The sequence below is a fragment of the Mycobacterium sp. genome, from assembly GCF_035506235.1.
GTDB lineage: Bacteria > Actinomycetota > Actinomycetes > Mycobacteriales > Mycobacteriaceae > Mycobacterium.
Genome location: NZ_DATJPU010000253.1, coordinates 12,676 through 25,446, shown reverse-complemented (window position 1 = coordinate 25,446; position 12,771 = coordinate 12,676). Strand labels below are relative to the sequence as shown.

12 protein-coding genes are annotated in these 12,771 nt (G+C 68.0%); 8 read left to right on the top strand and 4 right to left on the bottom strand.

What is annotated here, in order from left to right; translation table 11 throughout:
* Nucleotides 1-10: 10 nt before the first annotated feature.
* The 4 genes from VMD50_RS23685 to VMD50_RS23670 are packed head-to-tail and all read left to right on the top strand — an operon-like array spanning nucleotide 11 to nucleotide 4,150.
* Complete coding sequence (locus tag VMD50_RS23685; RefSeq protein ID WP_325431325.1) at nucleotides 11-664, top strand: DUF4129 domain-containing protein; 654 nt, start codon at nucleotides 11-13, stop codon at nucleotides 662-664.
* A complete protein-coding gene (locus tag VMD50_RS23680) occupies nucleotides 664-1,842 on the top strand; it encodes a DUF4350 domain-containing protein (protein WP_325431323.1) in 1,179 nt (392 codons plus the stop codon). Before VMD50_RS23685 ends, VMD50_RS23680 begins: the two co-directional genes overlap by 1 nt.
* Entirely contained in the window at nucleotides 1,839-2,816 is a 978-nt protein-coding gene (locus VMD50_RS23675; protein ID WP_325431322.1) for an AAA family ATPase, read from the top strand. The genes VMD50_RS23680 and VMD50_RS23675 overlap by 4 nt, the downstream gene beginning before the upstream one ends.
* Nucleotides 2,816-4,150 (top strand): DUF58 domain-containing protein, encoded by a 1,335-nt coding sequence (locus tag VMD50_RS23670; RefSeq protein WP_325431320.1) that lies wholly within the window; start codon nucleotides 2,816-2,818, stop codon nucleotides 4,148-4,150. The genes VMD50_RS23675 and VMD50_RS23670 overlap by 1 nt, the downstream gene beginning before the upstream one ends.
* 15 nt (nucleotides 4,151-4,165) lie before the next feature.
* On the opposite strand, the gene VMD50_RS23665 is transcribed toward VMD50_RS23670, so the two are convergent.
* Complete coding sequence (locus VMD50_RS23665) at nucleotides 4,166-5,158, bottom strand: stage II sporulation protein M (RefSeq protein WP_325431318.1); 993 nt, start codon at nucleotides 5,156-5,158, stop codon at nucleotides 4,166-4,168.
* A gap of 36 nt (nucleotides 5,159-5,194) precedes the next feature.
* On the opposite strand from VMD50_RS23665, the gene VMD50_RS23660 reads away from it, so the two are divergent.
* On the top strand, nucleotides 5,195-6,082 hold the full coding sequence (locus VMD50_RS23660; protein ID WP_325431316.1) for an RDD family protein: 888 nt from the start codon (nucleotides 5,195-5,197) through the stop codon (nucleotides 6,080-6,082).
* On the opposite strand, the gene VMD50_RS23655 is transcribed toward VMD50_RS23660, so the two are convergent.
* On the bottom strand, nucleotides 6,079-6,468 hold the full coding sequence (locus VMD50_RS23655; protein WP_325431314.1) for a hypothetical protein: 390 nt from the start codon (nucleotides 6,466-6,468) through the stop codon (nucleotides 6,079-6,081). The genes VMD50_RS23660 and VMD50_RS23655 overlap by 4 nt on opposite strands.
* Nucleotides 6,469-6,661: 193 nt before the next feature.
* Here VMD50_RS23655 and VMD50_RS23650 point away from each other — a divergent pair, with 193 nt between their 5' ends.
* A complete protein-coding gene (locus VMD50_RS23650; RefSeq protein ID WP_325431312.1) occupies nucleotides 6,662-7,351 on the top strand; it encodes a PadR family transcriptional regulator in 690 nt (229 codons plus the stop codon).
* Nucleotides 7,352-7,471: 120 nt separating this feature from the next.
* Here VMD50_RS23650 and glpK read toward each other — a convergent pair whose 3' ends face one another.
* Nucleotides 7,472-8,998, bottom strand: coding sequence for a glycerol kinase GlpK (gene glpK, locus VMD50_RS23645; RefSeq protein WP_325431310.1), 1,527 nt, complete (start codon nucleotides 8,996-8,998; stop codon nucleotides 7,472-7,474).
* Between the two features lie 122 nt (nucleotides 8,999-9,120).
* Here glpK and VMD50_RS23640 point away from each other — a divergent pair, with 122 nt between their 5' ends.
* A complete protein-coding gene (locus VMD50_RS23640; protein ID WP_325431308.1) occupies nucleotides 9,121-10,602 on the top strand; it encodes a glutamate-cysteine ligase family protein in 1,482 nt (493 codons plus the stop codon).
* 9 nt (nucleotides 10,603-10,611) lie between these two features.
* The gene (locus VMD50_RS23635; RefSeq protein ID WP_325431306.1) at nucleotides 10,612-11,289 is read left to right on the top strand and encodes a class I SAM-dependent methyltransferase; all 678 of its coding nucleotides are present in this window, start codon (nucleotides 10,612-10,614) and stop codon (nucleotides 11,287-11,289) included.
* 36 nt (nucleotides 11,290-11,325) lie between these two features.
* Here VMD50_RS23635 and VMD50_RS23630 read toward each other — a convergent pair whose 3' ends face one another.
* On the bottom strand, nucleotides 11,326-12,759 hold the full coding sequence (locus VMD50_RS23630; protein WP_325431304.1) for a PE family protein: 1,434 nt from the start codon (nucleotides 12,757-12,759) through the stop codon (nucleotides 11,326-11,328).
* Nucleotides 12,760-12,771: the final 12 nt, after the last annotated feature.

Sequence of the window (12,771 nt, the reverse complement as noted above, 5' to 3'; positions counted from 1 at the left end):
CCAGCTGACCGTGCCCTCCATCGACATCGACCGCGATGCCGCCCATCAGGCCGCTCAGATCGAGCTGAACAAGCCGATCTACTCCAAGGGTTCGGTGGCCCGACAATTCGCCGAATGGGTCAACGAGCTGCTGTACCGGCTGCTCGAGAAGACCGCGAAGATACCGGGCGGATGGTTGACCACCACCGTGCTTCTCATCCTGCTGGCGGTCGCGGTGGTGGTCGCCATCCACGTCGCGCGGCGCACCATGCGCGCCAACCGGGGCGGGGACTATCTGCTGTTCGAGGCCGCCCAGCTCACCGCCGCCCAGCATCGCGCCACCGCCGAAAGCTATGCCGCGGAGGGGAATTGGTCGGCGGCGATCCGACACCGGCTGCGCGCCGTCGCGCGCCAGCTCGAGGAGACCGGCATCCTGGAACCGGCCCCGGGCCGCACCGCCAACGAGCTGGCCAAAGACGCCGGCGCGGCGCTGCCCCACCTGGCAGGCGAATTGTCTGAGGCGGCAACGGCATTCAACGATGTGACCTACGGTGAGCGGCCGGGGACGGAGGCCGCCTACCGGATGATAGCCGCCCTCGACGACCACCTGCGGTCACGCTCACCGGCCGCCCCGGCGGTGCCGGGTCAGCCAGCGGCGACCGCGGCGTGGGCGCAGGTCCGGTGATGGCGACCGTTGGGGCACGCCGGGAAGACGGGAGCGCGACGGCGGTGCGGCGCTGGCGGCCTTGGGCCTTGGCGGTTCTCACCATCGTGGTGCTCGCCGTCATCGCCGGCATCGGCGCCTACCTGACCGCGCCGCGGCCGGGCGCCCGGATGGCTGCGCAATCGACCTTGCCCGACGGGGCGCGGGCGCTGGTGACGCTGCTGCGCGACGCCGGCGTCGAGGTAGTGGTCGCCGACACCATCGGCGACGTCGAACAGGCGGCCACGCCCGGCACGCAGATCCTGGTGGCGCAAAGCCAGTACCTCACCGACACCGCGCTGCTGGACAGGCTGGCCAAGGTCCCCGGCGATCTGCTCCTGGTGGAACCGACGGCGCCAGCCCGCGAAGCGCTGATGCCGGGTGTGCGGATGTCCGTCGAGAGCATCTCCTTTGACAGCAGCCCGAATTGCACTCTGCGAGAGGCGAATCGCGCTGGAGCCGTTCGCTTCGGGCCGAGCGACACCTACCAGGCCAAAGACGGCCGGACCATGACCAGCTGTTACGACGGGGTGCTGATCCGGTATCGGGAGAACGGGCGGACCGTCACGGCCGTCGGCAACACCGACTTCATGACCAACGGGAACCTGTTGCAGGCGGGCAACGCCGCGCTGGCAATGAACCTCGCGGGCGACCGGCCCCGCCTCATCTGGTACGCGCCCCACCGCATCGAGGGCGAAACAACCGCTCCGTCATCGGTTTTCGACTTGATCCCGGAAAACGTCAACTGGATCGTCTGGCAACTGTGCCTGGTCGTGCTGCTGGTCGCCCTGTGGAAGGGCCGGCGGCCCGGCCCGCTGGTGGCCGAGGAGCTGCCCGTCGTGGTGCGCGCGTCGGAGACCGTCGAGGGCCGCGGCCGGCTCTACCGGTCCCGCCGGGCGCGCGATCGCGCCGCCGCGGCATTGCGCACCGCCACCGTGCAGCGGCTGCTGCCCCGCCTGGGCCTCGGCCCGGGCGCGTCGGAGCCGGCGGTGGTGACGACCGTGGCCCAACGCTGGGGGCACCACCCGCTTGCGGGGTACGGCGCCGACGCGGGATTCGTCTCCTACCACTTGTTCGGCCCACCGCCCGCCACCGACCAGGATCTGTTACACCTTGCCCGTGCGCTCGACGACATCGAAAGGCAGGTCACGCACACGTGACGCAACCATCTACCGCCCAGACGTCCGAAGCCGAATCGGCCCGCGAGGCGCTGCTGGCGTTGCGCACCGAGCTCGCCAAGGCCGTCGTCGGGCAGGAGGGAGTCGTCAGCGGCCTGGTGATCGCGCTGCTGTGCCGCGGCCATGTTCTGCTGGAAGGTGTTCCGGGAGTGGCGAAGACGCTACTGGTGCGCTCGCTCGCGGCCGCGCTGCAATTGGAGTTCAAGCGGGTACAGTTCACCCCCGACCTGATGCCGGGCGACGTGACGGGTTCGCTGGTGTACGACACGCGCACCGCCGCTTTCGAATTCCGGCGCGGACCGGTGTTCACCAACCTGCTGCTGGCCGACGAGATCAACCGCACCCCGCCCAAAACCCAGGCCGCGCTGCTCGAGGCAATGGAAGAGCGTCAGGTCAGCGTGGAAGGCAAAGCCAAGCCACTGCCCGACCCGTTCATCGTCGCCGCAACGCAGAACCCGATCGAATACGAGGGCACCTACCAGCTGCCCGAGGCCCAATTGGATCGCTTTTTGCTCAAACTGAACGTGACGCTGCCGGCCCGCGACGCGGAGATCGCCATCCTGGCCCGGCACGCGCACGGCTTCGACCCCCGCGACCTGTCGGCGATCAAGCCGGTGGCCGGACCGTCGGAGCTCGCCGCCGGGCGGCAAGCGGTGCAACAGGTCCTGGTCGCCGACGAGGTGCTGGGCTACATCGTCGACATCGTCGGCGCCACCCGCTCCTCCCCCGCACTGCAGCTGGGGGTGTCACCACGCGGGGCGACGGCGCTGCTGGGCACCGCCCGCTCGTGGGCGTGGCTGTGCGGCCGCAACTACGTCACGCCCGACGACGTGAAGGCCATGGCCCGCCCGACGCTGCGGCATCGGGTGATGCTGCGCCCGGAGGCCGAGCTCGAAGGGGCCACGCCAGACGGCGTGCTCGACGGCATCTTGGCGTCGGCTCCGGTGCCGCGCTAGTGGTCCTGACCGGACGCACCGGCCTGCTGGCGCTGATCTGCGTCCTGCCCATCGCGGTGTCACCCTGGCCCGCAAGGGCTTTCGTGGTTCTGCTGGTAGCGCTTGGGACGGTGGTCGTCATCGACGCCAGCCTGGCGGCGAGCATCCGCGGATTGCGCTACATCCGTTCGCCGGACTCCTCGGTCCGGCTCGCCCAGCAGGTGGATGTGGACCTGCTGATTCACAACGAAGGCCGCCGCCGGCTCCGCGGTCACGTGCGCGACGCCTGGCCGCCCAGCGCATGCGCCGAGCCGCGCGGTCACGACGTCAACATCGCCGCCGGGGAACACCGGCGCGTGCAGACCCGGCTGCGACCGGTTCGCCGCGGCGATCAGCGGGCGGCCCTGGTCACCGCCCGATCGATCGGGCCGCTGGGGCTGGCCGGACGCCAGGGTTCACAGGCGGTGCCGGGTCAGGTCCGGGTGCTGCCGCCGTTCTTGTCCCGCAAGCACCTGCCGTCGCGGCTGGCCAAACTGCGGGAGATCGACGGCCTCTTGCCGACCCTGATACGCGGGCAGGGCACCGAATTCGATTCGCTGCGTGAGTATGTCGTCGGCGACGACGTGCGCTCGATCGACTGGCGCGCGACCGCGCGGCGCGCCGACGTCGTCGTCCGCACGTGGCGGCCCGAACGCGACCGGCGCGTGGTGATCGTGCTCGACACCGGGCGCACGGCGGCGGGTCGCGTCGGCGTCGATCCGACTTCTACCCGGGCAGAAGCCGATCCGGCGGGCTGGCCCCGGCTGGACTGGGCGATGGACGCCGCGCTGCTGCTGGCCGCACTCGCGTCGCGGGCCGGCGACCACGTCGATTTCCTCGCCCACGACCGGGTTAGCCGCGCCGGAGTGTTCGGCGCGTCGCGCACCGAGCTGCTCGCCCAGCTGGTCGAGGCGATGGCGCCCCTGCAACCGGCGCTGCTCGAACCCGATTGGCGGGCAATGGTTGCCGCCGTTCTGCGGCGCACCAGGCGCCGATCGCTGGTGGTGCTGCTGACCGACCTCAACGCCACCGCTCTGGACGAGGGCCTGGTGCCGGTCCTTCCGCAGCTGTCGGCCAAACACCATGTGATGATCGCCGCCGTCGGCGACCCCCGCGTCGACCAGATGGCGGCGGGGCGCTCGGACGCGGCAGCGGTCTACGACGCGGCGGCCGCGGAACGGTCCCGCAACGACCGGCGTGCGATCGCGACGCGGCTGCGCCGCAGCGGGGTGGAAGTCGTCGACGCACCGCCCACCGAGATCGCGCCCGCCCTTGCCGACCACTATCTGGCGATGAAAGCCACCGGCCGACTTTAGCTTTCGCTGAGTGGCCTAGCCCGTCGGGACGACGTCGGGTGCGTCTTCGACATCGCCGGTCTCCCCGGCCTTAGCCGCCCGGCGGCCGAAATACACGATGTAGGACAAGAATGCCGCCTCGGCGATGACTCCGATGCCCACCCGGACGAACGTCGGCAACGGGGACGGCGTCACCAACGCCTCGATCAGCCCGGAGACCAGTAACACCGCCACCAGGCCGACAGCGACCGATACGACGCCACGGCCTTGTTCGGCAAGCACTTGCCCGCGCGGCCGGTCCCCGGGAGCTATCACCGACCACCCCAATCGCATCCCCGTTGCCCCCGCCAGGAATACCGCCGTCAGCTCCAGCAGCCCGTGCGGGGCCAGCAGCCCCAGCAGGACGCCGCCCTTGCCGGCCTGTAACATCAGCCCCGCGATCAGCCCCAGGTTGGCGGCGTTGTTGAACAGGATGAGTGGGATCGGCAGTCCCAACACGACCGACATGGCGATGCACTGGGCGGAAACCCAGGAGTTGTTGATCCAGACCTGCAGGGCGAACGCCGCGGCGGGGTGTTCGCTGTAATACGACGCCACATCGTGGTTGACCAATTCGTCTATGTCACTTGGCGTTCCGAGGGCGGACTGCACCTCCGGATTGACGGCCACCCAGATCGCGATGAGCACCACGACGGCGAAGAACACCGCGGCAGTGCCCACCCACCACCGCCAGGTGCGGTACGCGACCACCGGAAACGACACCGTCCAAAACCGCGCGAACGTGCTGCTCAGCGGCGCGTGGGCGCCGGTCACCGCCGAGCGGGCCCGCGCGACCAGGCTCGAGAGCCGGCCGATCAGCAGCGAGTCCGACGAGGCAGACCGCAGCATCGACAGATGGGTGGACACCCGCTGGTAGAGCTCGACGAGTTCGTCGACCTCGGCACCGGTCAGCGACCGCCGCCTTTTGACCAATTGGTCGAGCCGGTCCCACGTCCCGCGATGGGTCAGCACGAATGCGTCGACGTCCACCCTGCGCAGCCTAATCGCCCTGTACCGTTCGGTGTTATGTCGGAGGTGGTCACCGGGGACGCCGTGGTGCTCGATGTGCAGATCGCCCAGTTGCCGGTGCGGGCGGTGGGCGCACTGATCGATATCGCGGTGATCTTGGTCGGCTATATGCTCGGCCTGATGTTGTGGGCGGCCACCCTCACTCAGTTCGACACCGCGCTGAGCGCCGCCATCCTGCTCATCTTCACGGTGCTGGCGATCGTCGGGTATCCGTTGGTGTTCGAAACCGCCACGCGGGGGCGGTCGGTCGGCAAGATGGTGATGGGCCTGCGGGTGGTGTCCGACGACGGCGGCCCAGAACGCTTCCGGCAGGCGCTGTTTCGCGCGCTGGCGTCGGTGATCGAGATCTGGATGCTCGCGGGGAGCCCCGCGGTCATCTGCAGCATCTTGTCGCCGAAGGCCAAACGCATCGGCGACATCTTCGCCGGCACGGTGGTGATCAGTGAACGCGGGCCGCGATCCGACCCACCGCCCGGGATGCCACCGTCGCTGGCGTGGTGGGCGTCCTCGCTGCAGTTGTCCGGCCTGGACGGCGGCCAGGCGGAGGTCGCCCGCCAATTCCTTTCCCGCGCACCGCAGCTCGACCGTCAGCTACGCCAACAGATGGGATACCGAATCGCCGGTGACGTGGTGTCGCGGATCGCCCCGCCACCGCCGCCCGGCGCCCCGCCCGAGCTGGTGCTCGCCGCGGTGCTCGCCGAGCGACACCGCCGCGAACTGGCGCGGCTCCGCCCCGCCATCCCGCCCGCGGGACCCTGGCCGGCGGCGGGTCCGCCCGCCTGGCCCCCGGCGCCGACGCCGGCCCCACCCTGGCCGCAACAACAGTCGCAGGGGCCACGCCCGCAGCAAGGACCGCCGACGGGCGGCTTTTCGCCGCCGGTCTAGCCGGAAACGGCCGCCGCCATCAGGGCGACGTCGACGACCAAGAGCGCCCACCCGGCCAGCGGAACCGCGATGCCGCCGCGGCGCTTTGCGGTGAAGAACGAGATGACAAGGACTATGAAGGCCACCACGGGTGCGCCGTAGAACGCGACGCCGAAATCGATCCCGCCGCGACCCAGGTTGGGACAATGGTGTTCGCTGCACCCGTCGGTGCTCATCACGGCACCGAGCGCGAAGAGCATCACGATGGCCGCGGCGGGCACCGTCGCCAGCGCCAACCCCCAGTTGACCCAGGGCCACGCGGAGAGGCCGCGCCCGGCGTCACCCCGCCCGGATCCGGACGCGCTCCGGGTTTCGCGGCCGACTGCCAGGTTGTTGTTAGCGTCCATCCCTCAGTTCCTACCCGCGGCCTGCGGGACGCAAACCGCACCCTCGCGCCCTCCTCGATTTCTGTTCCCGCAGGTCAGGGAGTTTTCTCCGTGACACGGAATATCTTGTTGCATCGCGTTAGTTTCCGATATATCGTGATACTTCGGAGCGCACGACCTGTGCGTTCCCCTTGAAACGTAAGGACTACAAACAATGAGCAACCCCTTTACTCACCCCGAGGGACCGTTCGCCGGCCGGCCCGGATTCGGGTTCGGCTTCGCCCCCGGCCCCGTGGACCGGCGCGCGCTGCACGACGCCAGGCGCCAGGCCCGGCGGGAATTCCGCGAACACCTCCGCGACCATGCCGGCGACCACTTCGGTCCCGGTTTTGGTCCCGGGTTCGGCCCGGGGTTCGGGCCAGGATTCGGCCCGGGCGGCCGGCGCGGCGGGTGGCGTCGTGGCGGCCGCGGACGCCGCGGTGACGTGCGAGCGGCCATCCTGGCGCTGCTGGCCGAGCGGCCGATGCACGGCTACGAAATGATTCAGCAGATCGCCGAGCGCAGCAACGGGATCTGGCGGCCCAGCCCCGGGTCGGTGTACCCGACGCTACAGCTGCTGGACGACGAAGGTCTCATCACCGCCGGCGAAACCGACGGCAGCAAAAAGCTTTTCACGCTGACCGACGATGGTCGCGCCGCGGCCGAGAAGATCGAGAACCCCCCGTGGGACGAAATCGCCGAAGGCGCCGACCCCGGCCAGGTCAACCTGCGGGCGGCGATCGGCCAATTGTTCGGCGCGGTCGCGCAATCCGCGCACACCGCCACCGCCGAGCAGCAGCAGCGCATCGTCGAAATCCTCAACAACGCCCGCCGCGAGGTCTACGGCATCCTCGGCGAGGACTGACCCGTCCATCCGCGAGCGCGCGCAAATGTACAGCCACACTGGCGTGTCGGCTGGGGGTACCTCCCGCTTGTGGGGGAACAAACACGCGCGCTCGCGGCAATGGTGCCGCCGCCGCGAGCGCTAGGACACATCAACCCAATCTAGGGTTCGCTGCACCGCCTTACGCCAGCCCGCATATCCCGCGGCGCGCTGGTCGTCGTCCCACGTCGGGGTCCAGCGCTTGTCCTCCTGCCAGTTGGCCCGCAGATCGGACGGATCCGCCCAGAACCCGACCGCCAGCCCCGCTGCGTAGGCCGCGCCAAGCGCGGTGGTCTCGGCGACCACCGGCCGCACGACGTCGACACCGAGCACGTCGGCCTGGATCTGCATGCACAGGTCGTTGCCGGTGACGCCGCCGTCGACCTTCAACACCTCAAGGGCCACACCGGAATCCGCCTTCATCGCATCCACCACATCGCGGCTCTGGTAGCAGATCGCCTCCAGCGTCGCGCGAGCCACATGCGCGTTGCTGTTGAACCGCGACAGCCCCACGATCGCGCCGCGGGCGTCCGATCGCCAGTACGGGGCGAACAGCCCGGAAAATGCCGGGACGAAATACACCCCGCCATTGTCGGAAACCTGACGAGCCAGCGACTCGCTCTGCGCCGCGCCGCTGATGATGCCCAGCTGGTCACGCAGCCACTGCACCGCCGAGCCGGTGACCGCGATCGAACCCTCAAGCGCGTAAACGGGTTTGGCGTCGCCGAACTGGTAGCAGACGGTGGTCACCAGGCCGTTGTTCGACCGCACGATCGTCTCGCCGGTGTTGAGCAGCAGGAAATTGCCGGTGCCGTAGGTGTTTTTGGCCTCCCCCTCGGCCAGGCACACCTGACCGACCATCGCCGCATGCTGGTCGCCCAGGACGCCGGTGATCGGCACCTCGCCACCGGCGGGCCCGGTCTCCAGCGTCACGCCGTAGGGCTGCAGCGGCGAGGATGGCGCGATGGTCGGCAGCATCACGCGCGGGACGGAAAAGAACGACAACAGCTCGTCGTCCCAGTCCAGCGTCTCGAGGTTCATCAGCATCGTGCGGCTGGCGTTGGTCACGTCGGTGACGTGCGCGCCGCCCCGCGGGCCTCCGGTCAGATTCCACAACACCCAGGTGTCGGCGGTGCCGAACAGGGCATCGCCCCTTTCGGCCGCCTCGCGCACCCCGTCGACGTTCTCCAGGATCCATTGCAGCTTGCCGCCGGAGAAATAGGTCGCCGGCGGGAGACCGGCCTTGCGGCGAATCACGTCGCCGCGGCCGTCTCGCTCCAGCGCCGACGCGATCCGGTCGGTGCGGGTGTCCTGCCAGACGATCGCGTTGTAATACGGCCGGCCGGTGCGCCGGTTCCACACCAGCGTCGTCTCGCGCTGGTTCGTAATTCCCAGGGCCAAAAGCTCGTTCGAAGACAGGTTGGCCCGGTTCAACACCGACATCAGCACCGACGACGTGCGCTCCCAGATCTCCACCGGATCGTGCTCGACCCACCCGGCGCTGGGCAGGATCTGCTCGTGCTCGAGCTGGTGGCGGGCCACTTCGGCACCGTCGTGATCGAAAATCATGCAGCGGGTGCTCGTGGTGCCCTGATCGATGGCGGCTACGAATTCAGCGGACCCGGCCAACTAGCTCTCCTCCACCCAGGCGACACGTCCACGTCCATCATGGTCTACCCGCTCGGCGGCCGTCAGCACAGGTCAGCCTGTCACCCTTGCGCCCGGGCCGTTAAACCTGTTCCATCGGCGGTGTGGGCGAAGAGGTCAAGCGCACCACGTACGACCGCGCGCAGCGGGAGGAATACCGGCGCAAGGTGCGGCTGTGCCTGGACGTCTTCGAGACAATGCTTGCGCAGTCGCGCTTCGACGCGGACCGGCCGCTCACCGGCATGGAGATCGAGTGCAATCTCGTCGACGCCGGTTATCAGCCGGCCATGTCGAATCGCGTCGTGCTGGACGCCATCGCGGATCCGGCCTACCAGACCGAATTGGGCGCCTACAACATCGAATTCAACGTGCCGCCCCGGCCATTGCCCGGACACACCGGCTTGGACCTGGAGGCCGAGGTGCGGGCCAGCCTCAACGACGCCGAGCTCAAGGCCAACTCCGGAGGGGCCCACATCGTGATGATCGGGATCCTGCCCACGCTGATGCCGGAGCATCTCAGCGACAATTGGATGAGCGAATCCATGCGGTACGCGGCCCTCAACGATTCGATCTTCTCCGCCCGCGGCGAGGACATCCCGATCAACATCTCCGGTCCGGAGCCGCTTAGCTGGCGCGCCGCGACCATTGCGCCCGAATCCGCTTGCACGAGCATGCAATTGCATTTGCAGCTGGCACCAGAGGAATTCGCGGCCAACTGGAACGCGGCTCAGGTGCTCGCGGGTCCGCAACTGGCTATGGCGGCCAACTCGCCCTATTTCTTCGGCCACCAGCTGTGGTCGGAGACCCGCATCGAATTGTTCTCGCAGTCCACCGACACCCGGCCGGAGGAACTGAAGGCCCAGGGGGTGCGGCCGCGGGTGTGGTTCGGCGAGCGGTGGATCACCTCCGTCCTCGACCTGTTCGGAGAGAACGTCCAGTACTTCCCGTCCCTACTGCCGGAGGTGTCCGACGAAGACCCCGTCGCCGAGCTGGCCGCCGGGCGCACCCCGCACCTCGCCGAATTGCGCCTGCACAACGGCACCGTGTATCGGTGGAACCGGCCTGTGTACGACGTGGTCGGCGGGCGCCCGCATCTGCGGCTGGAGAACCGGGTGCTACCGGCCGGGCCGACCGTCGTCGACATGCTCGGCAATGCCGCCTTCTACTACGGGGTGCTGCGCGGCCTGTCCGAAGACGAGGACCCGCTGTGGAACAGGATGGGTTTCGTTGTGGCACGGGCGAATTTCCTCGAGGCGGCCCGCAACGGCATCGACGCCGAGCTGCTCTGGCCCGGCGTGGGCAAGGTGACGGCCCGGAAACTGGTCCTCAACACGTTGCTGCCGATCGCGGACGACGGGCTGCGCCGCTGGGGCGTCGACGCCGAGGTGCGCGACCGTTTCCTCGGCGTCATCGAGGGCCGCGCCCGCACCGGCCGCAACGGGGCGACCTGGCAGGTGTCCACCGTGCGTACCCTGGAGGACGGCGGTATGAGCCGGGCCGCGGCACTGGCCGAGATGCTGCGACGGTATTGCGAACACATGCACGCCAACGAGCCGGTGCACACCTGGGATCTACAGCAGCGCTAGGGGGTAACCATGTCGTCCAACATCATGGACTGGGACGGTGCGTATCGCGAGGAGGGCGAATTCGACGGTCCGCCACCCTGGAACATCGGCGAGCCCCAGCCGGAATTGGCGGCGCTGATCGCCGCGGGCAAGTTTCGCAGCGACGTGCTGGACGCCGGATGCGGGTTCGCCGAGTTGTCGCTGGCGCTGGCGGCGCAGGGCTACACCGTGGTCGGCATCGACCTCACGCCGACCGCCGTGGCAGCGGCCACCAAGGCGGCTCAAGAGCGTGGCCTGACCACCGCCAGCTTCGTGCAGGCCGACATCACGTCGTTCACGGGGTACGACGGACGCTTTTCGACGGTCGTCGACAGCACGTTGTTCCACTCGCTGCCGGTGGAGGGCCGCGACGGCTACCTGGCCTCGATCCATCGCGCGGCGGCCCCGGGCGCCAGCTATTTCGTGCTGGTATTCGCCAAGGGCGCCTTTCCCGCCGAGATGGAACCGAAGCCCAACGAGGTCGACGAGGACGAGTTGCGCGCCGCGGTGAGCAAGCACTGGGAGATCGACGAGATCCGGCCCGCCTACATCCACGCAAACATTCCCTCGGTCTCCAACGCGCCGTTCGAGTTTCCGCCGCACGATCGCGATGAAAAGGGCCGGATGAAGCTGCCTGCCTACCTGCTGACGGCGCACAAGGCCGACTGACTTTCGTCAAGCCGGCCCGTGCGCCGAAGCAACCGGTCAGACCGGAATGTCGAACTGGGCGATGGGGACCGACCCGATGTTGATGCCGGGGATTTCGATATCGGGCAGGCTGAAGGCGCCGATACCGATGGGCGGGATCGTCAACGGCGGCGTGGAATACGGCGGCAAACTGAGGTTCGGCAGCGTGAACTCGCCGACTTGGATCGGCGGGATGGTCACCGGCGGCAAATCGAATCCGTGCTCGCTGATCGGCGGCAGGGTGAACCCGCCGACGTGGACGGGGTTGATCGTGAGGGACGGAATCAGGAAACCGGAAAGGCCGATGGACGGGATAGTGAATCCGGAAAGGCCAATGGGCGGGATAGTGAATCCGGAAAGGCCAATGGGCGGGATAGTGAAGCCGGAAAGGCCAATGGGCGGTATCGTAAATGCCCCAAGAGTAATGGACGGTATGGTGAATCCCTGAATCGAGCCGGGTGTGTTCAGGCCAAGCCCACCGTTTATATCAAAGGTCTGAAGGTTGACACTTACCTGACCGACGGGCAAGCCAAACCCGGTAACGTTAATTGTAACTAACGGTTGATTGCCCCCTATGATATCGAGATCCGGGAACGTTATCTTGGGAAGACTGATCGTCGGGACAGTTATGGTGGGCAGCGTGATGCCAGGGACCGAGATTTCAGGGAGACTGAAGCCAGGAATTGTGATTTGAGGGAGGTTGAAGCCAGGAACTGTAATTTGAGGCAGATTGAAACCAGGTACCGTCACCGCGGGCAGTTGTATCGGGGGCACCCATATGGGAGGAGTTATTATCTGCGGCAGGTTGAATGGAGCCACATGTATGGGAGGCGACGTGAATTGCCCAACGTGTATCGGCGGAATAAATACCTTCGGCAAACTGAAGGGACTTAGTTGTATATTCGGGGGCGTCGTCCCGCCAGGAATGCTGATGGACGGAAGACTTATCTGGGGGAGATCGAAAGCGGAGAGATTCACCGGGGGTATGTGTATTGGCGGCAGGTTGATCGTGGGTGTGCTGATTGTGACCAAGACGTTGCTCTGCCCAACCTCGAGGGTCAGGAGGCCTCCAAGGTACGATTGGGCCGCCGCCGCCGGCGCGGCCGCCGCGGCTGCCTGCCCGCCGCCGAGCGCCGAGGCCCCATTCACCGTGTTGCCCAGAACTTGCCCTGCGTTAGCAGCCTCGGCGCTGACATATGCCGCCGCGCCAGCACTCAACAGGTTTTCGAACTCGGCGTGGAATGCCTGTGCCTGGGCGCTGGCAAGTTGAAATTCCCGGCCCGCGCTGCCGAACAGCGAAGCGATCGCGATCGATATCTCGTCTTCAGCGGCGGCCGCTATCCCGGTGGTGGGGCCCGCGGTCGCAGCGGCGTCGGCCAGCGAGGCACGAATGCCCGCCAGGTTCTGAGCTGCGCCCTGCACGGCTTCCGGCACGGTGGTCACGAACGACATTTCCATCTCCCT